We start from the raw sequence: 21928 nt of genomic DNA, 5'->3' as shown, positions 1-21928 counted from the left end.
GGGGCGGACTCCCGCCCCGATACGCTGTTACGGCAGCGCGGGCGCCGATGCCCTGTCGTCGACGTAGGACTGCGTCTGGTCGATCAGGGCGCGCAGACAGAGCGCGACGGCAGGTTTGCGCAGATTGTCTTCGCGTGCGACGGCCCAATAGTCGGCCCGGTGCTCGTAGTCGTCGGGCAGCACCGGGACGAGCGACGGGTGCTCGTGGGCGAGGAAGTGCGGCAGGATGCCGATGCCCGCGGACGCCGCCGTCGCCGCGACGTGGGCGAACACGCTCGTCGAGCTGATGGTCGGCAGCGACTTCGGCAGGCCCTTGCGGGCCGCATCGAGATCGTCGACCTGCAGGGCCGAGTCGACGTAGAAGATGAGCCGGTGCTGCGCGAGATCGGCGATCGACCGGGGTGCGCCGTGGGACTCGAGGTACGCGGGAGTGGCGTACAGCGCGAGCCGGTAGGAGGCGATGTGCGCCGCGATCGCATTATGGACATGCGGTTTGCCGACGACGACCTCGATATCGACGCCCGAGCGGTGCTGTCGCACCGGTTGCGTCGCCGCCAGCACGTCGAAGTCGATGTCGGGGTGCGTGCTCTGCAGCGCGGTGCAGACCGGCACGACGCACGATGCGCCGAATGCGTCGGGAGTGGCGATGCGCACGAGGCCGCCCACGGCGTCGGGTCGATCGTGCGCGACGAGCCTGCTCATCGCGGCCTCCATCTCCTCGGCCGCGCGGAGCGCGATGAGACCGAGCTGGGTGGGTTCCCACCCGCCGGGAGTGCGCACCAGCACGCGGTCGCCGAGGCTCGCTTCGAGCGACGACAGGCGTCGGGACACGGTGGAGTGATTGACGCCGAGCGCATCGGCGGCTGCAGTGTAGCGGCCGAGCCGTGCGACGGCGAGCAGCGTCATGAGTGCTTCGGGGGCGAGGTCGGGGCGGATGTCTGCCATACCTCGATTGTGCATTCATGCACAGTTGTATTGCAAGATTCGACCGTATCCGTGTATTGATTAACGGTTGCGCGGTCGGCATGCTGAATGCATTGCAGAAGCTGTCGAGGAGGACAAATGGCAACGATCGCGTGGGTGGGGCTCGGCAATATGGGTTCCCGTATGAGTCAGCACCTCATCAGGGCCGGCCACCGGGTCGTCGGCTTCGACCTCAACGATGCCGCGCTCGCGCAGGCCGTCGCGGTCGGTGTCGAAGCGGCCGGGTCGGTCGCGGAGGCCGTGGTTGGGGCCGAAGCCGTGATCACCATGCTGCCGAAGGGCGAGCACGTGCGCAGCGTCTACGACGGCGAGGCCGGCATCTGGGCCCATGCCCCGAAGGATGCGGTGCTCTTCGACTCCTCCACCGTCGATATCGAGACATCCCAGTGGTGCCACGACGAGTCCCGGGCGAGAGGGTTCGCATTCGTCGATGCTCCGGTCTCCGGCGGCACGGCAGGTGCGGCCGACGGAACTCTGGCGTTCATGCTCGGCGGCGACTCCGAGCAGGTGCTCCGGGTGCGCGAGATCATCGAACCGATGGCGGGCAACGTCTTCGTCGCGGGCGGTCCGACCGCCGGTATCGCCGCCAAGATCGTCAACAACATGATGCTGTTCATCGCGCTGCAGGCGTGCGCCGAGGGCTCTCAGCTCGCCGAGCGTCTCGGTCTCGACGCGAAGACCTTCTGGGACATCGCCTCCGCCTCCTCGGGCCGTTCCTGGCCGCAGCAGGTGTGGTATCCGGTTCCCGGGGTCATCGAGCGCGCGGCGGCGAATCACAACTTCGACGCGGCGTTCAGCGCGAACCTCGCCCGCAAGGATATCGGCCTCGCGCTCGCCGCGGGTGAGAGCACCGGCGTCGCTCTTCCGGGCGCGGAGGCCGCGATGCGCCAGCTCGACCGTCTGATCGAAGAGGGGCTCGGCGAGAAGGACTGCACGCTCGTGGTGAAGTACTCGTCGCCCGATGGAACGGTGGCCGGATACGACCCGGGGCTCGACGCGTAGAGGCGACGGGGCGGCTGGGCTCGAGTGCTCCGGGTGCGTATACCCTGACAGCAGCAGTCTGGCCAGTCTCATCGCGTGCTGGGCAAGAGGCGGAGATCGATAGCGCTATAGCGGTGAACGATCTCCGCGGACTGTCCGGTCCGCCGCATCGACGCCTTCGGGGCCCGGAGCCGAGTTTCTCCGAGCCGGTTCACTCCGCGGGCGCGAGATCGTACGTGACCCAGGGCGTCTGCCGGGCGAAGCGGTCGTAGAGGCTGCGTGCGGTCGCGTTGCTGTCGGCGGTGATCCACCGCACGATCGAGGCGCCCTCGATCTCTCGTGCGGCTTGCGGCCGAAGCCGCGGTATCCGCGGTAGAGCGCGGCCTACGCCTCGCGGTCACCGGCCGTGACGGGACAGACGTTGGCGCAGGATCGCGTAATCACGACAGCCGCTCCACTTCGACGAAGACGACGTCATCGTGCTCGTCTCGATTCTCGATGCGGTGCTCCGAGCCCGAGGAACGGGTATAGCTGGTCCCCTTGACGAGCTCGGCCACGACCTCGGTGCCGTCGGCATTCGAGACGTGCATGGTGCCGGTAACCATCGGCACGACGACGTATTCGAAGTCGTGGCGGTGCATTGGAATGTGTCCGCCAGGCGCGATGGTCCACCGCGTGACGCGGAAGTGCTCGTTCTCTAGCTGTACCTCCCCAACAGCCCCGGAGTTGCTGTTCGTCGCTCCCGTGCCCATGATCCTCCTCGCCGGGTGCGCTCGGCCGGATAGATTCCGGCGCCGCGTTGCGCACTCCATCCAGCCTATCCGGTGAGGATCGGCGGCTTCGAGCTCTCGGACTGCACTCTGAGGTGTCACACTGACCGGTGTGTTCCGAGTTTAGACGCTCATGGAGGGCGAACCCCAGGGCCCAGGCACCGTCATCGAATGGGTAAGTCGTCAGGAAGAACGCAGTGGCGAACGGAGCGACCTCGGACTAGAGCCCAGAGCGTCGCCCGCAGCGCAGGAAGAAACCACGGACGCCGGCGCAGACGATTCTGCGAGTTGACATTGCTCCTCCCAGGCTCCATCCATGGTCGGTCCATTTCCGGATATCGGCGAAGCGCAGCAGGCACAAGAGGTTTGCGGGCCTGCGCTGGTGATCAGCATTGCCCAGCGGTCGGCCGACGGCTTCGGACGGCGAACGAGGTAGCAGCCCGTGACGTCCGGCCCGCATGTCTCCTCTGAAACGAACACGTTCGCGCCGTACGGGCTTCCAGTGCACCCCTCGGGTGGGCTACACCGGTGCAGCCGTCCCCGCCATATCTGGAACGTGGTGAAGACCCGCGCTGCCTGCTCATCGGGATATCTCCCCACAGGCCTCGTGGCCGCCGTCACCATCGTGGACGTGAAACCTGGACGGGTGGAGTTGGCACAGGACGATCTGCACCTCCGGAATGAGTCGCGGTGGCCTGGCCCTGCGCCTGTGCCTGCCGACCAACCCCAGGTTCAGAGCGCGACGCGCTTGACGAGCAGCCCGATTCCGGTGGTGAACTGGACCGGTTCTTTCATCGCGCAGTACCCGGGTATCGGCAGAACACCAATCAGTGGCCCTCCGACGAGGAGTGCCCCGACAACACCTGCGATGATGTTGAGCATCGGCAACAGGTATCACTGGTCCTCCTGCTCAGTCCGCGATCGACGCGTTAGCAGCGTCGGCGCCCGGCCAGCTCGTCAGCTGCTCTTAGGAGGTGGGAGAGCATACAGTCTTCGCCCGAACCGAGGCGGGATCAGCCCGGCCACGGGGAGACGAAAAGGCCCGAGATTTTAGTCACTGGGTGTGTCCCTCCTGCGTCCTCGCTCCAAAGGCCGCAGTGGGCGTCGGCCCTACCTATGCGGCGCAGCCGCTGGGGTCCGCGCCACGCTCAGAAGAAGCGGGGAGTCCCCGGTACCGCCGCTGCGGCGTCAGCCACAAGCTCGCTTAGGAGCTTGGCTTCCTCGCCCACGCAGCCGAGGGACAGGTGGACGTGTGGCCGTGCCCTCGGGCCAGTCGCGAACGCAGCCCCCTCCGCGACTGAGATGCCCTGTGAGGCGAGGCGCAGCAACGTCTCTTGCTCCGAGGCGACCGGTACCCAGAAGCTGAGCCCGGCGTTCGAGCGGCTCTCGATGCCTCGACGCTGTAGGGCGTCGCGGAAGACCTTCCGGCGACGATCGTACTCCGCGCGCGCGCGAGCTATCACCCCTTCCACCTCGGGGTCGGTGAGGCAGGCCTCGAGCAGCGCCCGGTTCACCGAGCTCACCCACTGGCCGCCCGCGCGCCAGAATGACATGCGTTCGATGATGGGACGTGGGCCTGTGATGGCGCTCACCCGGACGTCGGGGTGGATGTCTTTGGAGAACGAGCTGAGCAGCACAGTGCGTTCAGGGGCTAGGCGCGCGAGCCTGACGTCGGCCTCCGGTGCGAGCGCGCCGTGGTGGTCGATCTCGATTGCGGTTGCGTCGTGTCGGCGCAGCGATGCGGCGATGCCCTCCAGGTTCTCGGTCGGCACGAGCCGGCCGGTGGGATTGTGCACGCGAGTCTGGAGCAGGACCACACGGACCCCACCGGCGAGCGCTCTGTCGAGGGCGGCGAGATCGTAGCCGCCCTCAGAGAAACCGATCGGCGCGGGCGCCATCCCTGCCTGACGCAGGATCACGTTGTAGAGCGGGAACTCCGGGTTGCCGACCCCGATCGCTGCCCCCCGGTGGCTGACCGCCTGCAGGATTCGGGGCAGCGCACCGATGATCTCAGTGTCGAGCAGCATTGCCTCGGGCAGGTACCCGACACGCGCGAGGAGCGCCTCGTGCAGGGGCTCGGTGATCGTACGATTCCCCGGGTAGCCCGGGAAGGTCGCCTGCTCCGCGACCCGTAGGAGCATTTTCGCGAGGTCGACCTGAAGGGTCGTATCAGGGTAGCCCGGCGAGAGGAAGTACCGGAACTGCTCGCGGTCGTAACCTTTGAAACGGTAGGAAGTGGCCTCGACTGGCCGAGCCACGAACGTGCCGCCGCGTCGCCGGGTCTCGATGACGCCCATTTGTACCAGGTTGGCCCAGGCGCGGCTCACTGTTGAGGTCGACAGTCCGAGCGCCTGCGCGGTCTGGGTGATGGTCGGTAGGCGGGTGCCCTCTGGCAGCTGACCGTTCCGCGCGGTCAGCAGCACCGCGTCCACGAGTGCGTCGGCGTCGTAGCGGAGGAGGTTGTCCTGCAGCACCTGCATCGCGCTTGAATTATCATTCATAACTTAAAGTGTATTATCCACATCATAATTCCCATAGTCTGGCGAGTACTTCCTATTCGACGAAGACGAGGACGTACTATGCGAAAGTCAGCAATCACACTGTTCGGCGCCGCGGCCGTGGCGGCGCTCTCCTTCACCGCCTGCAGTAGCGGAAGCGCAGACAGTGCCGGGGGCAGCAATTCCTCGCTCCCGGTCATCGAGTCGGGCTCACTGACCGTCTGCATTTCGAAGAACGCTTACGAGCCGCTCTACTGGAAGGACGGCGAGACCTTCACCGGGTTCGATCCGGACTCCATTACCGCCATAGCGGATGAGCTGGGCTTGACGGTCAAGTACAATGTCTCCGCGTTCGACGGCCTGCTGCCCGCATTGATGTCCGGCCGCTGCGATGTGCTGAGGTCGGGGCTCTACATCAACGAGGAGCGCAGTTCGAACGCGGACGCGATTCCGTATCTCCAGACGGGTCCTGCCCTCATTGTCCCAAAGGGGAACCCGCTCGGGCTGGAGAGTCCCGAGGATCTCTCCGGCGTCAAGATCGCCGTCCAGGGCGCTTCGGCCAACGAGAAGATCTTGCAGGAGCTCAGTGCCCAGTTCGAGGCGGACGGCAAGCCGGGCATCGAGCTGTCCGTCTATCCCGAACTGCCGGAGACCATCGCGGCACTGCAGAACGGGCGGGTCGACGCGACCATGGAGACCGACGTCGCGGCGAACCAGGCAGCGGAGACCCTCGGCGACGAGTTCGAGGTCGCCACGGAGGTGTTCCCCGCCGAGACCGACTTCGGGATGTTCCTGACGAAGGACAGCGAGTTCACCGCGAAGATCACTGAGGTCGCCCAGAAGCTCACTGACGACGGAACGTTCGCCCAGCTTGCCGAGAAGTACGGGCTGCTACCCGACCGGATCGTCGCCCCCTGAAAGGAGATGCAGTGAAGTTCGATCCTCAGATATTTCTCGACGCACTCTTTTCGCCGACCTATCTACACGGGGCTGTCACGGCGATCACACTCGCCCTGCTTGTGCAGGCCGCCGCGATTGTCCTTGGGTTCTTTCTGGCGCTCGGCCGAGATAGTCGGCGGAACTGGCTGCGCTGGCTGGCCGCCGGGTACGTCTGGGTGTTCCGGGCGGTCCCCGCGCTCCTTATCTTGATCCTCATCTGGAACGCGTTGCCGCAGCTCATCCCAGCGTTGAAGCAGTCCTGGTTCAACCCCTACATCGCGGCGTTCTTCGGGCTCACTCTGCTCGAGGCCGCGCTGATGGCCGAGATCCTGCGCTCGGCACTCGCCGCGATCCCGTCCGGGCAGGTGCAGGCGGCGAGGGCGCTCGGCCTACGGCCGTGGAGCGTGATCTGGCACGTGCAGATCCCTCAGATGATCCGCGTGGCGATCCCGCCGACCGGTAATCAGTTCATCAACATGGTGAAGATGACGAGCCTTGCCTCGGTCATTTCCCTCCAGGAACTGCTCTACACGGCGGCGCAGGACGTCTCGCGCACCTTCAGCTACGCCGAGTACTACTCCGCGGCCGCCGTCTATTATCTCGTGCTCGTCTCGCTCTTCATGCTCGGTCAGAGCTGGGCCGAGCGCAAGTTCGCTTGGAGGAGCTCGACGGGCCGGCGGCGCTCGCGCAGCGCCTTTCCTTCGCTCAATACCAGGGAGGTCTCCGTTGTCTGAGTCCCACGCTCTCCTCCACGCTGAGGCTATCAGCAAGATCTATCACGGGAAGCCAGCGGTGGATGAAGTATCGTTCACCACGACGAAGGGCGAGGTTACCGCGATCCTCGGTCCCTCTGGCTCCGGCAAGTCCACGTTCCTGCGTAGCCTCGCGCTGCTCGAACCCGTCGACGGTGGACGGATCCTCTTCGAGGGCGAACTCGTGGGGCAGCGCGAGCGGCGTGGGTCACTCTTGCCTGCCTCGGAGCGCCAGCTCGCGGGGGACCGTACGACAGTAGGCATGGTCTTCCAGAACTTCAACCTGTTCCCGCACATGACCGTCGAGCGCAACATCATGCTGGCGCTCGGCGTGCATAAGCGCGGCAGCACCTTGGCCAATCGGGAGACCGCCCGGGAGATGCTGGGCCGGGTCGGGCTCGACGGCTACGGGGAGAAGTATCCGAGCGAGCTCTCCGGCGGCCAGCAGCAGCGTGTCGCCATTGCGCGGGCGCTCGTGCTGCGCCCGAAGGTGATGCTCTTCGACGAACCGACCTCGGCGCTGGACCCCGAGCTCGTCCGGGACGTGCTGAAAGTGATGGAGTCCCTCGCGGAGGAGGGGATGACAATGGTCGTCGTCACGCACGAGGTCGGCTTCGCTCGGAATGTGGCGTCGCGAGTGATCCTCTTCGAGAACGGGCGCATCGTCGAGGATTCGCCGCCGGAGCGCTTCTTCTCCAGTGAGGCCTCCGAGCGTACCACTGCTTTCCTGGAGCACGTGCTATAGCCGAGACCGCCCGCTTGGACTGGATTCCCATTGCGAAGCACCCGGGGTTCGTCGGGCTTGCTCGGAAACCCGGAGCGGTCGATCCAGATGCGGCGATCCGGAACCTTGGACCCCGCAACATCAAGAACACCGAAGAAAGGAACATTATGAGCAACGGCGACTTCTACGGTCCCGCTGAGAATTACTTCCACAAACTGCTCGGGCCCGAGCCGGAGCCGAGGTTCAGCGACCCCGGCGAACTCGAGCGGAACTGGGGGCGGCGATGGGGACGCGGCGACGAGACGAGCACGTTGCGCTCCGTGATCGTGCGACGCCCGAACGCAGGGATGGCGGACATTCGTGCCGATGCCTGGAGCGAGGAGGCCCAGGCGCTCGTCGACCCCGACCGGAACTGGTATTACAAGCGAGCCACGCCGCCGGACATAGCGAAGGTGCTCGATCAGCACGCGCAGCTGGTCAGCGCGCTCGAGGCCGAGGGCGTCGAAGTCGTGTTCGCTCCCGATCTACCCCGTACCTTCACCAAGTCGGTCTACACCCGCGACCCCGTGCTGACTGTTCCGGGCGGGGCCATTATCACCCGCCTCGCCCCACGCATGCGCCGCGGCGAGGAGGCCAGTATGACCCAGTCTCTCGCGGCGCTGGGAATGCCGATCCTCGGCACGATCACTGGCGCCGGTCTCGCCGAGGGCGGATCCTTCCATATGCTCAACCGCAACCTCGCCGTGTACGGCACTTCGATCCGTTGCAACGTGGAGGGCGCACGCCAGCTCGAGAGCCTGCTGCAACCGCTCGACGTCGAGCTGATCACGGTGCCCCTGCCGGGATACACGATCCACACTGACGGTCAGTTCATGGTTCTCGACGAGCGCACGGTGATGGCGAACCCGCACCGGCTGCCCTATGAGTACTTAGCCCGGCTCGAGGAGCTCGGGTACGAGATCGTGCATCCTCACCCTGACGAGCAGAATTCCTGCAACTCGCTCATGGTGCGCCCCGGGCGGCTCATCATGGCGTCGATCTACCCGAACACGGCGGCGATGCTCCGCAAGCGCGGCTTCGAGGTCGTGCTGATCGATTATGACGAGATCATCAACAACGGCGGCAATATCCACTGCTCGACGACGGAGATCGTCCGCGACTGGTAGGCGGCGCGGACCGGAGGGTGTACTATGACGAATCTGCTAACGGCGGCTCGGGAGACGATCGGCTCGTTCGCCGCGGGATGCCTGGCGGCAAACGGGGTCGACACCGTGTTCGGCATCCCCGGCACGCACAACATCGAGATCTACCGTGGCCTCAGGGCGTCGGGGATCCGCCACGTGCTGACGCGGCACGAGCAGGGGGCGAGCTATGCGGCGGACGGATACGCGCGGGCCTCGGGGCGTCCCGGTGTCGTCATCGCGACGAGCGGCCCTGGGGTCACCAACTGCATCACCGGGATCGCCAACGCCTACGCGGATGGGGTACCCCTGCTCGTCCTGTCACCGGGCGCCCCCCGGGGGCAGGAGCGCCGGAACCTCGGTTTCCTGCATGAAGCGAAGGACCAGCGCGCTGGGGTCGACCGCTTCGCTGCGGAGAGTGTGCGCGCCGAGTCTCAGGAAGCCCTCGAGGAGGCGATCCATCGGGCGTTCCTCGGGTTTCGCACGGGCCGCCCACGGCCCGTGCACATCGAGATCCCCACGGACCTCATCGAGGAGCCCTCCGCGGGGCCCCCCGGGGCGGCGTGGACGGCCCCGCCGCTGAGTCCCGATCCCGCGGCGATCGCGGGTGTGGTCGCGGCGATGCGGGAGGCGAAGCGCCCTCTGATCGTGGTTGGGGGCGGCGCGGTGGCCCACGGCGCGGTGCTCACGGCACTCGTCGACGCGACCGGAATCCCCATCGTCACTACGGTGCAGGGCAAGGGCGCGGTATCGGAGCGGCATCCGCTCTCGGCCGGGGCACTGGCCGGGGGTTCCGCGGCCTTCCCGCCGATCGGCCGTGCTGATCTGATCCTGGCGTTCGGCACCGAGCTCAAGAACGCCGGGACCCGTCCCGGCGCGCGCGTCGCGCGTTTCGATATCGACCCGGGCCAGCTGCACAAGCACCGCCGCGCGGATTTGCCGGTGCTAGGCGACGCTGGGCTCGCCGCGGACGCCCTGCTCGGAGCGGTGCGGCGTGCGCCGCATCCCGGGGACGGCGATGCCTGGGTACGTGAGGTGCTGGGCGACGCCGCGGACGTGCGCGCCGAAGCGGTCGAGCGCTGGGGCGCGCTGCACGCTGCGGTCATGCGCGCTGCCCGGGAGGAGGGTGCGGGAGAGGAAAAGCCCGCGGTGCTGACCGGGGACAGTTCGCAGATCTCCTGGCAGGGCACGGTGCGGGCCGCGATGCTCGACGAACCGCGGGGCTTCCTCACGACCGACGGCTACGCGACCCTCGGCTACGGCCTGCCGGCTGCGATCGGGGCGAGGATCGCCCGGCCGGAGGCGAACGTGGTCGCCCTCCTCGGCGACGGAGCGCTGATGTTCAGCGTGCAGGAGCTGATCACGGCCGCGGAGCAGCGCCTCCCGATCCCGGTGGTCGTCTTCGACAACGGCGGCTATGCCGAGATCGAGCAGAACATGCGCGACGCCGGGGTCGATCCCTTCGCCGTCGCGCTCACCCCTCCGGATTACGCCGCGCTCGCCGCGGGGCTGCGCTGCGGCTTCGGCGAGGCGCGCACCCCGGAGGAGTTGGAGCGGGCCGTGGCGGCCGCGCTCGAAGCGGAGGGCCCGACGCTGATCAGGATCGGCGACGAGGTATTCGAGGCGCCCGTCTGGCGCGCGCCCTATGCGGCACCCGCCGCGTAGGACGGAAAGGAAAGGACATCATGGTGGAGTCGAGAGGATCGCGCGGCATCGCGATTGGGGAGACGGGCGCGGCCGACGAGGCCTTCCTGGCCGACTGGTCGGCGCTCTCGGGGTTCGGCGCCGTCGCGGGGACGAACGGGGTGGAGCGTCAGGCCGCGTCCGTCGCGGACGGCGAGCAGCGGAGCTGGTTCGCCGCGCTGCTGGAGGCGCGCGGATTTACGGTGGTCCGCGACCGGATCGGCAACCAGTTTGGCCTGCTGGAACTCTCGCCCGGCGCCCCGTACGTCATCGCGGGCTCGCACCTGGACTCGCAGCCGACGGCGGGGCGCTTCGACGGCGCCTACGGGGTGCTGGCGGCGGCCCACGCGTGCTTCCGCGTTGCGGAGGAGCTGCGGGCCACGGGCCGGGCGCCGCGTTTGAACCTGGCGGTGGCGAACTGGTTCAACGAGGAGGGGTCGCGGTTCAAGCCGTCCATGATGGGCAGCTCCGTGTTCACGGGGAAGCTGCAGCTCGAGGTCGCGCTGGCGACGACGGATCCCCGGGGGGTCTCCGTGCGGGAGGCGCTGGCGGGGCTCGGCGAGCTGGGGGAGGAGGACGCCTTCGGGCCCGGGACGGGGCGGGAGGCGGCGTCGTACGCCGAGATCCACGTGCAGCAGGGGCGCAGCATGGAGGAGGACGGCGTCACCATCGGCCTGGTGCACGCGACGTGGGCGGCGCACAAGTTCGGGTTCCGGGTGACCGGCGAGCAGGCGCACAGCGGCTCCGCGCTCATGGCGGATCGGCGGGATGCGCTGCTCGGAGCGGCCCGGCTGGTGGTCGCCGCGCGGGAGCTGGCGGACGAGTTCGAGACCGGGGCGCTGCACACCGCCTGCGGGGAGCTGAACGTGTATCCGAACTCCCCGGTCGTGGTCGCCAGCGAGGTGGAGCTGCTGCTGGACCTGCGCTCCCCGAGCCGCGAGGTGATCGAACTGGCGCGCGAGAAGCTTATGGCCGTGGTGGACCGGGTGCGGGCGGAGGACCGGGTGGGCATCGAGATCACCGCGGAGCACGCGTGGGATCAGAACCCCTACCCCGAGGCCGGAGTCGCGCTCGCGCAGCGCGTCGCCGACGATCTCGGCCTCGCGCACGGCCGGGTGATGACCGTCGCGGGGCACGACTCCACGAACATGAAGGATCTCGTGCCCACGGTGATGCTGTTCGTGCCTTCCGTGAACGGCGTCTCCCACAACCTCGACGAGTACACCCGAGACGAGGATCTGCTCGCCGGCCTGCGCCATCTCACCGCGGTCGTCCGCAGCCTCGCGGACGGCGCGCTCGCCGGCTGAAGCACGCGGCGAGCGAGCGGCCTGTGGGGCCCGCTCATCGATCGAAGCGAAGAACGGAGGAGGAGCACCCATGGAACACCTGCACCCGACACGGAACCCCGGCACCCGCCTCGCGGCCCGGCGGAGGCTCGCTATCGTCGGCGGGAATCACCTGCTGCCCGACGGGGTGCTCGAGGACGGTGGGATCTACGCGGAGGACGGCCGGATCGTCGCCATCGGGCCGCGCGCCGAGATCGAGCGCCGGATCGATCCGGGGGTGCGGGTCGTCGAGGCCCGCGGAGGAACGGTGATCCCCGGATTCATCGATGCGCACGCCCATCCGCTCTCCTTCGGCTTCTCGATCCGGGAGGAGCGCGACGTCCGCTACCCCAAGGTCTCGTCGATCGCCGAGCTCGTCGAGGCGGTCGCGCGCTTGACGGAGGGCGCGGAACCCGGTCGCTGGCTGCGGGGCCGCGGCTTCGACTACGGGAAGTATCCCGAGGGGCGCATGCCGACGCGCTGGGACATCGATCCCGTCAGCGAGCGCAACCCGGTCGGACTCGTGCACTCCTCGGGCCATTTCGCGCTGGTGAACACCGCCGCCCTGCGCGAGGCGGGGATCGAGGACGACGTCGCGGATCCCGAGTCCGGGCGGTTCGTGCGCGACGAGTGGGGGCGGGTGACGGGCATGCTGCTCGACTCGGCGATGGAGCAGGTGCTGCGCAGCGCGATCGACGTCGAGGGGCACGGCCCCAACCACAACACCTTCCCCGCCCCGCTCGACGACCTCGTCGACGATCTCGAGCTCGGCCTTTCGGCCTTCGCCGCGGCGGGGGTGACGACGGTCGTGGACGCCCAGACCACCTCGCGCGACATGCCGGTCTATCTCTCGGCCCGGGACGAGGGGCGGATGCTGGTGCGCGTCGTCTGCATGTATCTCTCGAACCACTGGAAGGGCATCGAGGGCCTCGGCATGTCGGGGCCGCTCGGGGACGAGCGCCTCGCCATCGGACCCCTGAAGATCTACAGCGACGGCGCGCTGACCGGCTCGACGGCGCTGATGAGCGAACCGTACGCGAACGACCCGTGCTCGCACGGATACCCCTACTGGTCGGCCGACCGGCTCTCGGAGCTCGTCGGAGACGCGCACCGCTTCGGTCTGCAGCTCGGGATCCACGCGCAGGGCGATACCGCCATCGGCATGTGCCTCGACTCGATCGCGCAGGCGCTCGACAGCCGGCCTCGAGCCGATCATCGGCACCGCCTGGAGCACTGCGGCTCGCCGACGCCCGATCAGATCGAGCGCATCCGCGAGCTCGGAGCCGTCCCGGTGTGCCAGCCGAATTTCCTGTACGAGTTCGGCGACAGCTTCCGCGCGAACCTGGGGGAGGAGCGCGCGACCCGGATCACCCCGCTCGCGAGCATGCTTGCCGCCGACGTGCCGGTGGCGCTGAGCTCGGACGCCCCCGTCTCATCGCACGCACCGCTGCGGAACATTCAGACGGCCGTCCTCCGCCGCAGCCTCTCGGGCGCGGACATGGGGGCTTCGGAACGGATCTCGATCCTCGACGGGATTCGCGCCTACACCTGGAACTCGGCCCGGGCACTCTTCCGCGAATCGTGGTGCGGAGCGCTTCTCCCCGGTTACGTTGCCGACATCGTCGTGCTCGGCGCGGATCTCCGCGAGACGGACCCCGAAACGCTGAGCGAAGTAGGGATCAGGTGCACCGTGGTCGATGGTGAGGTTGTCCACGAGGCGTTCTGATCGTCAGGAGCGGCCCCTCACCGATACCGCTCCTTGCCTGCCCTGTCTCTCTCGGCCGAACACCGCTTCATCCGCGACATGCATCTCGGTCCGCTGCGCAACACGCATCTCGATCTGCCCTGCAGGAAGCAAAGCTCCCACCGCCCCAGGTCCGTGATCTCGGAGACGACCTTGCGCGAGACTGCGGAGGTGCGTTCGCTCGACAGGACACAGATGGGAGTGGACCATTCCGCCGGGATGATGGGTGCAGCCTGCAGATGTGGCGATGACCGAGGTGTTCCTGCCCTCCGAGTGCATGACGGTTCAGGCGGTTAGCGTCACCTCGGTCCAAAACTCGGGAGCCGCCCTAATTGCCGGTATCGCTTGCCTGGCCGGAAGAGTGTCCGATGAGATTGGCGCGCTGAAGATGGGCCTCGAGCGGGAAGCCCGCTCAGCCCTGACCGGCCCGCGCACGGCGCTCGCGGATCAGCTCGCGCGCCGAGAGCTGATGCATGCGGCTGCCGTAGTCGTCCGCGGTGATGCCGGCCAGAAAGCTGCCCGGGTCGACCTCGAGAGCGGTGCCGATGCGCACGAGCGTCTCGGCCGTCGGGCTCGAAACGCCGCGCTCGATCTTGCCGATGCTCGTCCAGCTCAGCTCGGACAGCTCGCCCAGATCTTCGAGAGAAATGCCCAGACGCTGGCGTATCTCGCGAATGCGCTTGCCGATCGTCACGGCAGCGGCGGAGTGGGTACGGGGCATGGTTTAAGCGTGCTGGACCCAGTGCCATGGCACCAGAGATTTAAGGCACTGGCCAATTTAGGTCAGCACGTACGGGTCACGGCGGTTTCCGGGTCGGCGCTGCTTACACTTGAGGCGTCGGCCACAACGCCGAATATCCCGGACCGATAGGACTCCCGCGACACCGTGAGCACCAGCGATCGACCCACCCGCCTCCGCATCCTGATCGGGTGCGACACCTTCACACCCGACGTGAACGGCGCCGCCCGGTTCGCCGAACGCCTGGCAGCCGGATTCGTGCGCCGGGGCGACGATGTGCATGTCGTCGCGCCCTCGACACGGCACCGCCGCACCGGAGCCTTCGTCGAGACGGTCGAGGGCGAGCGCATGACGCTGCACCGTTGGGCGAGCTGGCGCTGGTACCCGCACGAGTGGCTGCGCTTCGTGCTGCCCTGGCGCGCCCGCGGTTACGCGCGCAAGGTGCTCGACCAGGTGCGCCCCGACGTGATCCACATCCAGTCGCACATCATCATCGGCCGCGCTCTCGCGAGGGAAGGAGCGAAGCGCGGCATCCGCATCATCGCCACGAACCACGTGATGCCCGAGAACGTGTTCGACTTCTCGCTGCTGCCGAAGCGCCTCAAACGGGTGCTCGTGCGCTGGGGCTGGCACGACGCCGACAGCGTGCTGAAACTGGCCGCTGCGATCACGACCCCCACGCGCCGCGCCGCCGACTTCCTCGAACGCAATACGAAGCGCAGCGGAGTGATCCCTGTCAGTTGCGGGCTGCGCGCCTCCGACTACACCGCGGATCTCGCGCCGCGCACCTCGAACGAACTCGTGTTCGTCGGCCGCGTCACGCTCGAGAAGGAGATCGACGTCATCGTGCGCGCGCTGCCGCGACTCGCCCGCGACCTCGACGCCCGCCTCACCGTCGTGGGCGACGGCGACCAGCGCAAGAACCTCGAGAAGCTCGCCAGGGATCTCGGCGTGGCCGACCGCGTCGTCTTCACCGGTCGCGTCAGCGACGACGAGCTGCGCGCGCACCTCACCCGCGCGAGCGTGTTCGTGATCGCATCGATCGCCGAGCTGCAGTCGATCGCGACGATGGAGGCGATGGCGTCGGGCCTGCCCATCGTCGCCGCGAACGCGATGGCGCTGCCGCACCTCGTGCACGAGGGCGAGAACGGCTACCTCTTCCAACCGCGCAACGATCGCGAGCTCGCCGAACGGGTCTCGCAGATCCTCTCGCTGCCGGCCGAGCAGTATCGCGAGATGCAGCTCGCCTCGCTCGAAGCCGTGAAGGCTCACGACATCGACCGCACCCTCGACACGTTCGAAGCGCTCTACCGCGGCGAGAGCGCTCCGCGCTGATGCACATCCTCATCGTCACCGATCAGCACCCGGAGTCGCTCGGCGGGGTGCAGGTCGTGATCAGGCTGCAGCGCGACTACCTCGAGCGGCTCGGGCACCGAGTGACCATCGCTGCACCGGCGCTGCACCGGCCCGGCTACGCGACCGCGCGGGCGAACCGCGGCGCCTACATCGACCTGCCGTCGCGCGCGATCACGAAGGATCGCGAGTACGGCATCGCCTGGCCCACGGCCCGCACCGACCGCGCCCTGGCCGAAGCTCTCGCCGACCTGCCGCGCGTCGATCTTGTGCACGTGCAGGGCGACTTCTGGGGGGCGATGACCGGATACCGCGCGGCGCGCGGCCTCAGCGCCGCCACGGGCCGGCGCGTTCCCGTCGTGCACACCATGCACAACCACGTCGACGAGGGCACGCGCGCGGTCACACCGTTCGCGCCGTTCGCCTTCGCAGGTCTGCAGGCCTGGCGGCGTCTCGCGCTCGGCGCCCCTCGCGGTCCCGTGTCGCGCGAAGCCCGGGGAGCCTGGCGGTACCTCGCCGAGCTCGCGGCCGACGCCGACGCCGTGACCGCCCCATCGCAGCACTTCGCGACCGCGCTCGAGACGCACGGCGTCGCGCAACGGGTGCTCGTCACCCCGAACGGCGTCGACGACGACGCGATCGCCGACGTACGCGCCCGGCGCCGCTCGCCCCGCGAACGGCCTCGCCTCGTCTGGCTCGGGCGCATGAGCCACGAGAAGCGGGTGCTCGAATTCATCGACGCCATCGCCCGGTCGGGCATCGACGCCGATGTCTCCCTGCACGGCGCCGGCCTGCTGCTGCCGCGCGTCGAGGCGCGCATCGCCGAGCTCGCCCTCGCCGACCGGGTGACCGTCCCCGGCCCGGTGCCGTACCGCGACGCGCTCGCCGCGATCCACGACGCGGATGCGCTCGTGCAGACCTCGATCGGCTTCGAGACGCAGGGCATGACGCCGTTCGAAGCCGCGGCGCTCGGCACGCCGACCGTCTTCAGCGACCCCGAGATCGCCGACGACGTCGCCGTGCGGCCCGAGTGGCGGGTGCCCGAGGCGACCGTGGAGTCGCTCGCGGCGACGCTCGAGCGTGCGGTCGTCGAGATCGCCGCCGCAGCCGCACAGGGCGGGGGCGCAGCCGGCGGCTCCGGGGGCGACGCCGTGCGCGTGCCGGCGCCCGAGGCGCGGCGCTTCCTGCAATCGACGCAGGTCGCGAAGCTCGCCGAGCTCTACGAATCGCTCGTCTGACCGGTCGGGAACGCAGCTGCGCCCAGGGCGTCACCCGAACTTCGGCTCTCACCCGAACTTCGGATCGAAAGCCCGGTTCTCATCCGAAATGCGGGTGTGAACCGAACGACGGGCGGACGCGGTGCCCGGGAAATCGGCCGGTCGGGCCTAGAAGCGCCAGACGACGGCCTCGAAGCCGCTCGGCGGCTTCGGCAGCCATGCCTCGTCCTTGCTGACGAGACCCGAGCCGCCGGGGTTGTTCGACTCGATGATCTGGAAGGTGCCGTCGGTGTTCACGCCGACGATCATGACGGTGTGCACGCCCGTGACCCACGAGGTCGGCGATTCGATGTTCTCGTACTGCACGATGTCGCCGGGAGCGGCATCGGCGATGGTCATGCGCGTCGCGGTGTCGTAGTTGGTGACGGGGTTGCCGCCACCGACCCAGTTGCCGCCGCCGGCGCGGATCCAGCGCTGCGCCGACATGATGCACTCGCCCGGGGCGCTCCAGCCGGTCGGGCGGCTCGTACCGATCTCGCTCTCGGCGAGGGCGATCGTGGCGGCCACGTCGAAGTTGTGGGGGATCGACGCCTCTTCGGCGAGATCGAGCGGCGACGCGAGCATGTCGGTGTCGGCCAGCGCGGTGTCGAGCGTCTGGGCCACCGGGGTCGTGCTCGTCTGCACGGCGGCAGCGGGAGCGCTTGCGGTGAAGTCTTCGACCGGTGCTGCTGCGACCGCGGGGGCCGCCCCGAAAGCGAAGGTGATCGAAGACACCAGGCCCACGATGAACGCCTTGGCAGAGGATTGCACTGTGATTGAACTCCGGATTCGCTGACTCGAAAAACGCGGAGCCTCGCCCCGCGACTGAACAAGTATGCGTTACCGTTCTGTTACTTTTCAAGTCCGAGGCGCGAAGTTCTCAGGAATCGAACGATTCTGCGGCGTCGGGGGCGGCAGCACGAGCGCCGCTGCAGTCGCCGATATGACGGGGCGGCGCGATGCCGCTAGACTGATGCGCGCTGGCTTTTCGCCGGTGAGGAGGATTCGCCTAGCGGCCTATGGCGCACGCCTGGAACGCGTGTTGGGTTCACGCCCTCGGGGGTTCAAATCCCCCATCCTCCGCCAAAACCCCATCGCTCGCGCGGTGGGGTTTTCGCGTCGGCGGGGCTCGCGCGTTCGAATTTTCCGGAGAGTGCGGTTCCGGCACCGAACGCGAGCAACCGTGCTGTTCCGAGTGCTAGAAACGGGCTGGAATACAACGCCAGGCCCTGGAGGAGCATCATGAAATTCCACCGCGCTCGTAACCTTGCCGCTATCGGTGCGTCCTTTCTGCTGCTCGCCGGTTGCGCGAGCACCCCTTCGGACGCTGGAGATGTTGAAGGGCCAACGAACCAGCTCCGCTCGTCAGAGTCAAGCACTGCCTCCGGGTCGGTGGCTCCGGAAGACTGCGAACGCATCTTGAAGAGACTCATCCTCACCGGATACTCACCTCTCGACCATGCGGATCTCACGGCGATTATTCCCGGGCTGCCGGCATCCGAGTGCGAGGGCCGTGCAGACGTCGATGATGTGGTCGTCTTCTACGCCACCTATCCTGAAGCAGATCTGGAGGATATCGTCTCGCTGCTCGAAAGCGCCGGATACTACAAAGGCACCGGATACGATCCGCATCCGCGTGCGGACGAAGGGCTCGGGGGCCGATTCACTGATCGGGGAGCGGAGGGCCCGTTCGTGGGTTTGGACGACGCGAACGCACCTGATGGTCACCTCCTTCTCGCGGTCAGATACACCACCGGTGACGTCGCGGGCTGAAGTGGGCGCGGTCTACTGCTGGCCAGGAGATCGAGGGTGCCGCTGCTGCGGTAGTGCGCCGGGGCTGCGACGCGTTGCGCGCGCATCTCTTACACTGTTCCGAGGCTCGGCATCTCGGGCCCTTCAGCTTCCGTCCCAGAAGGACCCCATGAAACTCCTCCGCTCCGTGCCGCTGCTCGGCTGGATCATCGCCGCCATCGTGCTCGGCATTCTCATCGGCCCCGTCATGCCGCAGTGGCTCGGCAGCCTCTTCCTGACCTACAACTCGATCTTCTCCGGCTTCCTCGGTTTCGCGGTGCCGCTGATCATCCTCGGTCTCGTGACCCCGGCGATCGCAGAGCTCGGCAAAGGCGCCGGCAAGTGGCTCGGCGTGACCGCCGGCATCGCCTACGGATCGACCCTGCTCGCCGGCCTCCTCGCCTACTTCGTCAGCCGCTGGCTCTTCACCGCATCGATGTCGGGGGCGGGCGCGAGCTCGCTCGGCGACGGCGAGGGGTCGGGCTTCGAACCGTACGTCTCCGTCGTCTCCTCCGCGGGCGACGCCGCGACCGAGATCGTGCTGTCGCCGGTCGTCGACGTGATGAGCGCCCTCGTGCTCGCCTTCGTGGTGGGCATCGGCCTCACCGCGTTCCGCAGCACCGTCGTGCTGCGCGGTGCCGTCGAGTTCCGCACCATCATCGAGTCGCTGATCCGCCGCATCATCGTGCCCGCGCTGCCGCTGTTCATCTTCGGCATCTTCATGGACCTCTCGGCGAGCGGTTCGGCGATGATCGTCGTCTCGAAGTTCCTGCTCGTGGTCGTGGTCTCGTTCGCGCTGACCCTCGTCGTGCTGCTGATCCAGTACACGATCGCCGGCATCATCGGCGGCGTGAACCCGCTGCGCGCGCTGTGGAACATGCGCGACGCCTACTTCACCGCGCTCGGCACCTCGTCGTCGGCCGCGACCATCCCGGTCACGCTCGAATCGGCGCAGAAGAACGGCGTCTCGAAGTCGGTGGCGGGCTTCGTCGTGCCGCTGTGCGCCACCATCCACCTGTCGGGCTCGATGGTGAAGATCACCTGCTTCTCGATCGCGGTGCTGCTGCTCACCGGCGGCGACGTGTCGTTCGGCGCCTACTTCCCGTTCATCATGATGCTCGGCGTCATGATGATCGCGGCCCCCGGCGTGCCGGGCGGGGCGATCGCCGCTGCGGCCGGGCTCCTCGTGCAGATGCTCGGCTTCGGCGATGTCGAGGTCGGCCTCATGTTCGCCGCGTACATCGCGCTCGACAGCTTCGGCACCGCGACCAACGTGACGGGCGACGGCGCGATCGCGATCGTGATGAACAAGCTGACCCGCGGCAGCCTGGGCCAGGGCCACCGGGCCGAAGCCGCAGAGGCGGTCGAGGCGCTCGAGGGCGAAGCCGCGGCCTGAACCCGCCCAGGGATCGCGGAGATCATCGCTTGGCGATCGGGCGAGTGTGCTGTAGGCTTGCTCTTTGGCTGTGCAAAGTCCCATTGCGCAGACCGCGAGATCCCTTCACCGATCTGTCGCCTGCGACGCGAGAGCGCTGCACGAGACAGGGTCTCGCAGACAAGAAATCTTGGGTGAGGCCGTCCGGTCTCACGGTATGAGAGGAAAAACCATGGCAGCAGTGTGCCAGGTGACTGGAGCCGTTCCCGGCTTCGGACACAACATTTCGCACTCGCACCGTCGCACCAAGCGTCGGTTCGATCCGAACATCCAGAAGAAGACCTACTTCGTGCCGTCGCTCGGCCGCAAGGTGACGCTCACCCTGTCGGCGAAGGGCATCAAGGTCATCGATGCCCGCGGTATCGATGCAGTGGTCGCTGACCTTCAGAAGCGTGGGGTGAAGCTCTAATGGCTAAGGACAAGGACGTACGTCCGATCATCAAGCTCAAGTCGACTGCGGGCACCGGGTTCACCTATGTGACGAAGAAGAACCGTCGCAACACCCCGGATCGTCTCGTGCTCAAGAAGTACGACCCGGTCGTTCGCAAGCACGTTGACTTCCGAGAGGAGCGCTAAATCATGGCGAAGAAGAGCATGATCGCGAAGAACAAGCAGCGCCAGGAGATCGTCGCACGCTACGCAGAGCAGCGCGCCGAGCTCAAGAAGGCTCTGGTCGACCCCAACGGCACCGATGAGAGCCGCGAGGCCGCTCGCGTGGGCCTGCAGAAGCTGCCCCGCAACGCATCGCCGGTGCGCGTGCGCAGCCGCGACGTCATCGACGGCCGCCCCCGCGGCGTCCTGTCGAAGTACGGCATCTCGCGTGTGCGTTTCCGCGATATGGCGCACCGCGGCGAGCTGCCCGGCATCACCAAGTCGAGCTGGTAGCAGCCCGACCGGTAAGCACCGGGCTGCCGATTCGGTAGTCGAACGGGCGCGGATCCTTCGGGATCCGCGCCCGTTCTGCATTTCCCCGGTTCCTGGTCGTTGCTCGGTCTGCACGTCGTATTGTCGACGATCTGACGGTGTACGCTGATTCCATGCCGGAGTACGCAGTCGAACCCATACAGATGACCAGTGCCGCCGAGCTGGTCTCCGACCGATTGCGCAGGCTCATCGTCACCGGCGTGCTGTCGGCGGGCGAACCGCTGCGGGAGACCCAGCTCGCGAAGCGCATGGAGATCTCGCGCAACTCGCTGCGCGAGGGCATCCGCCTGCTCGAGCAGAGCCGGCTCGTGAAGTACGAGCTGCATCGCGGCGCCGTCGTGACCACGCCGTCGGTCGCCGATCTCGCCGACGTGTTCCGCACCCGCCGTCATATCGAGCTCGCTGCGGTGCGGGTCGAGGCGAGCGATGAGCAGCTCGCCACGCTCTCCGAGGCATGCGAGCGACTCGAAGCGACGGCGGCGGGGCTCGAGCCCGACCAGATCATCGCGGCCGATCTCGCGCTGCACCAGGCCATCGTCGGCCTGCTCCGGTCGGAGCGGTTGTCGGCCTTCTACGACACGATCTGCAAGGAGCTCATCTTCTACTTCGCGGTGCTCTCGCACACCGATGAGGAGTACCTGCATCCGCAGGAGGCGATCGTCGACCGCCACCGCGAGATCGTCGATGCGCTGGTCTCGCGTCGCACGAGCGATGCGGAGGCGCTCCTGCTCAAGCACATCGATGAGAACGAATCCCGTCTGCGTGACATTCTGACCGTGCGGGCCGACGCGTCCGAGCCCGCAGCGCGGCGGCAGTAGTCGTGCGCGGATACCGGAACCGGGGACGGCA

The 21928-nt window shown here is 67.7% G+C and carries 22 protein-coding genes and 1 tRNA gene; 17 read left to right on the top strand and 6 right to left on the bottom strand.

Annotated elements, in window-relative coordinates:
• Positions 1 to 27 precede the first annotated feature (27 nt).
• The gene (locus ACUYTF_RS04270; RefSeq protein ID WP_434142946.1) at positions 28 to 945 is read right to left on the bottom strand and encodes a LysR substrate-binding domain-containing protein; all 918 of its coding nucleotides are present in this window, start codon (positions 943 to 945) and stop codon (positions 28 to 30) included.
• 117 nt (positions 946 to 1062) lie between these two features.
• On the opposite strand from ACUYTF_RS04270, the gene ACUYTF_RS04265 reads away from it, so the two are divergent.
• A complete protein-coding gene (locus ACUYTF_RS04265) occupies positions 1063 to 1986 on the top strand; it encodes an NAD(P)-binding domain-containing protein (RefSeq protein ID WP_434142947.1) in 924 nt (307 codons plus the stop codon).
• Between the two features lie 419 nt (positions 1987 to 2405).
• Here ACUYTF_RS04265 and ACUYTF_RS04260 read toward each other — a convergent pair whose 3' ends face one another.
• From ACUYTF_RS04260 to ACUYTF_RS04250, 3 genes are all read right to left on the bottom strand, one after another.
• Complete coding sequence (locus tag ACUYTF_RS04260) at positions 2406 to 2717, bottom strand: cupin domain-containing protein (protein ID WP_434142948.1); 312 nt, start codon at positions 2715 to 2717, stop codon at positions 2406 to 2408.
• Between the two features lie 750 nt (positions 2718 to 3467).
• Positions 3468 to 3617 carry a hypothetical protein gene (locus tag ACUYTF_RS04255; RefSeq protein WP_434142950.1) on the bottom strand — a complete coding sequence of 50 codons (150 nt, stop codon included), beginning with the start codon at positions 3615 to 3617 and terminating at the stop codon, positions 3468 to 3470.
• Between the two features lie 266 nt (positions 3618 to 3883).
• Complete coding sequence (locus ACUYTF_RS04250; protein WP_434142952.1) at positions 3884 to 5215, bottom strand: aminotransferase class I/II-fold pyridoxal phosphate-dependent enzyme; 1332 nt, start codon at positions 5213 to 5215, stop codon at positions 3884 to 3886.
• A 99-nt stretch (positions 5216 to 5314) separates the two neighbouring features.
• On the opposite strand from ACUYTF_RS04250, the gene ACUYTF_RS04245 reads away from it, so the two are divergent.
• The 7 genes from ACUYTF_RS04245 to ACUYTF_RS04215 all read left to right on the top strand — a co-directional run bounded on the left by ACUYTF_RS04245 (position 5315) and on the right by ACUYTF_RS04215 (position 13563).
• Complete coding sequence (locus ACUYTF_RS04245; protein WP_434142954.1) at positions 5315 to 6151, top strand: ABC transporter substrate-binding protein; 837 nt, start codon at positions 5315 to 5317, stop codon at positions 6149 to 6151.
• An 11-nt stretch (positions 6152 to 6162) separates the two neighbouring features.
• The gene (locus ACUYTF_RS04240; RefSeq protein ID WP_434142955.1) at positions 6163 to 6906 is read left to right on the top strand and encodes an ABC transporter permease subunit; all 744 of its coding nucleotides are present in this window, start codon (positions 6163 to 6165) and stop codon (positions 6904 to 6906) included.
• A gap of 58 nt (positions 6907 to 6964) precedes the next feature.
• On the top strand, positions 6965 to 7669 hold the full coding sequence (locus ACUYTF_RS04235) for an ATP-binding cassette domain-containing protein (RefSeq protein ID WP_434142956.1): 705 nt from the start codon (positions 6965 to 6967) through the stop codon (positions 7667 to 7669).
• A 146-nt stretch (positions 7670 to 7815) separates the two neighbouring features.
• On the top strand, positions 7816 to 8814 hold the full coding sequence (locus ACUYTF_RS04230) for an arginine deiminase-related protein (RefSeq protein WP_434142957.1): 999 nt from the start codon (positions 7816 to 7818) through the stop codon (positions 8812 to 8814).
• A 24-nt stretch (positions 8815 to 8838) separates the two neighbouring features.
• A complete protein-coding gene (locus ACUYTF_RS04225) occupies positions 8839 to 10494 on the top strand; it encodes a thiamine pyrophosphate-binding protein (RefSeq protein ID WP_434142958.1) in 1656 nt (551 codons plus the stop codon).
• 20 nt (positions 10495 to 10514) lie between these two features.
• Complete coding sequence (locus tag ACUYTF_RS04220) at positions 10515 to 11819, top strand: M20 family metallo-hydrolase (RefSeq protein ID WP_449279351.1); 1305 nt, start codon at positions 10515 to 10517, stop codon at positions 11817 to 11819.
• Between the two features lie 70 nt (positions 11820 to 11889).
• A complete protein-coding gene (locus ACUYTF_RS04215; protein ID WP_434142960.1) occupies positions 11890 to 13563 on the top strand; it encodes an amidohydrolase family protein in 1674 nt (557 codons plus the stop codon).
• Between the two features lie 430 nt (positions 13564 to 13993).
• Here the strand turns inward: ACUYTF_RS04215 and ACUYTF_RS04210 are convergent, their stop codons facing one another.
• Entirely contained in the window at positions 13994 to 14302 is a 309-nt protein-coding gene (locus ACUYTF_RS04210; RefSeq protein ID WP_434142961.1) for a helix-turn-helix domain-containing protein, read from the bottom strand.
• Positions 14303 to 14467: 165 nt separating this feature from the next.
• On the opposite strand from ACUYTF_RS04210, the gene ACUYTF_RS04205 reads away from it, so the two are divergent.
• Entirely contained in the window at positions 14468 to 15655 is a 1188-nt protein-coding gene (locus tag ACUYTF_RS04205) for a glycosyltransferase (protein ID WP_434142962.1), read from the top strand.
• Entirely contained in the window at positions 15655 to 16911 is a 1257-nt protein-coding gene (locus ACUYTF_RS04200) for a glycosyltransferase (protein WP_434142963.1), read from the top strand. Before ACUYTF_RS04205 ends, ACUYTF_RS04200 begins: the two co-directional genes overlap by 1 nt.
• A gap of 147 nt (positions 16912 to 17058) precedes the next feature.
• Here the strand turns inward: ACUYTF_RS04200 and ACUYTF_RS04195 are convergent, their stop codons facing one another.
• The gene (locus ACUYTF_RS04195; RefSeq protein WP_449279350.1) at positions 17059 to 17700 is read right to left on the bottom strand and encodes a lipase; all 642 of its coding nucleotides are present in this window, start codon (positions 17698 to 17700) and stop codon (positions 17059 to 17061) included.
• A gap of 227 nt (positions 17701 to 17927) precedes the next feature.
• Here ACUYTF_RS04195 and ACUYTF_RS04190 point away from each other — a divergent pair.
• From ACUYTF_RS04190 to ACUYTF_RS04160, 7 genes are all read left to right on the top strand, one after another.
• Positions 17928 to 18015 (top strand) — tRNA-Ser (locus tag ACUYTF_RS04190).
• 156 nt (positions 18016 to 18171) lie between these two features.
• The gene (locus tag ACUYTF_RS04185; protein WP_434142965.1) at positions 18172 to 18702 is read left to right on the top strand and encodes a hypothetical protein; all 531 of its coding nucleotides are present in this window, start codon (positions 18172 to 18174) and stop codon (positions 18700 to 18702) included.
• A 148-nt stretch (positions 18703 to 18850) separates the two neighbouring features.
• Positions 18851 to 20116 (top strand): cation:dicarboxylate symporter family transporter, encoded by a 1266-nt coding sequence (locus ACUYTF_RS04180; RefSeq protein ID WP_434142966.1) that lies wholly within the window; start codon positions 18851 to 18853, stop codon positions 20114 to 20116.
• 211 nt (positions 20117 to 20327) lie between these two features.
• On the top strand, positions 20328 to 20564 hold the full coding sequence (gene rpmB, locus ACUYTF_RS04175; RefSeq protein ID WP_434142967.1) for a 50S ribosomal protein L28: 237 nt from the start codon (positions 20328 to 20330) through the stop codon (positions 20562 to 20564).
• Complete coding sequence (gene rpmG, locus ACUYTF_RS04170; protein WP_434142968.1) at positions 20564 to 20731, top strand: 50S ribosomal protein L33; 168 nt, start codon at positions 20564 to 20566, stop codon at positions 20729 to 20731. The genes rpmB and rpmG overlap by 1 nt, the downstream gene beginning before the upstream one ends.
• Before the next feature lie 3 nt (positions 20732 to 20734).
• Positions 20735 to 21040, top strand: a complete 306-nt coding sequence (gene rpsN, locus ACUYTF_RS04165; RefSeq protein ID WP_434142969.1) for a 30S ribosomal protein S14 — start codon at positions 20735 to 20737, stop codon at positions 21038 to 21040.
• Between the two features lie 152 nt (positions 21041 to 21192).
• Positions 21193 to 21897 (top strand): FCD domain-containing protein, encoded by a 705-nt coding sequence (locus ACUYTF_RS04160; RefSeq protein WP_434142970.1) that lies wholly within the window; start codon positions 21193 to 21195, stop codon positions 21895 to 21897.
• Positions 21898 to 21928 lie beyond the last annotated feature (31 nt).

This window comes from Leucobacter sp. GX0328, from assembly GCF_053567315.1.
This window is presented reverse-complemented; position numbering and strand designations above follow the sequence as displayed.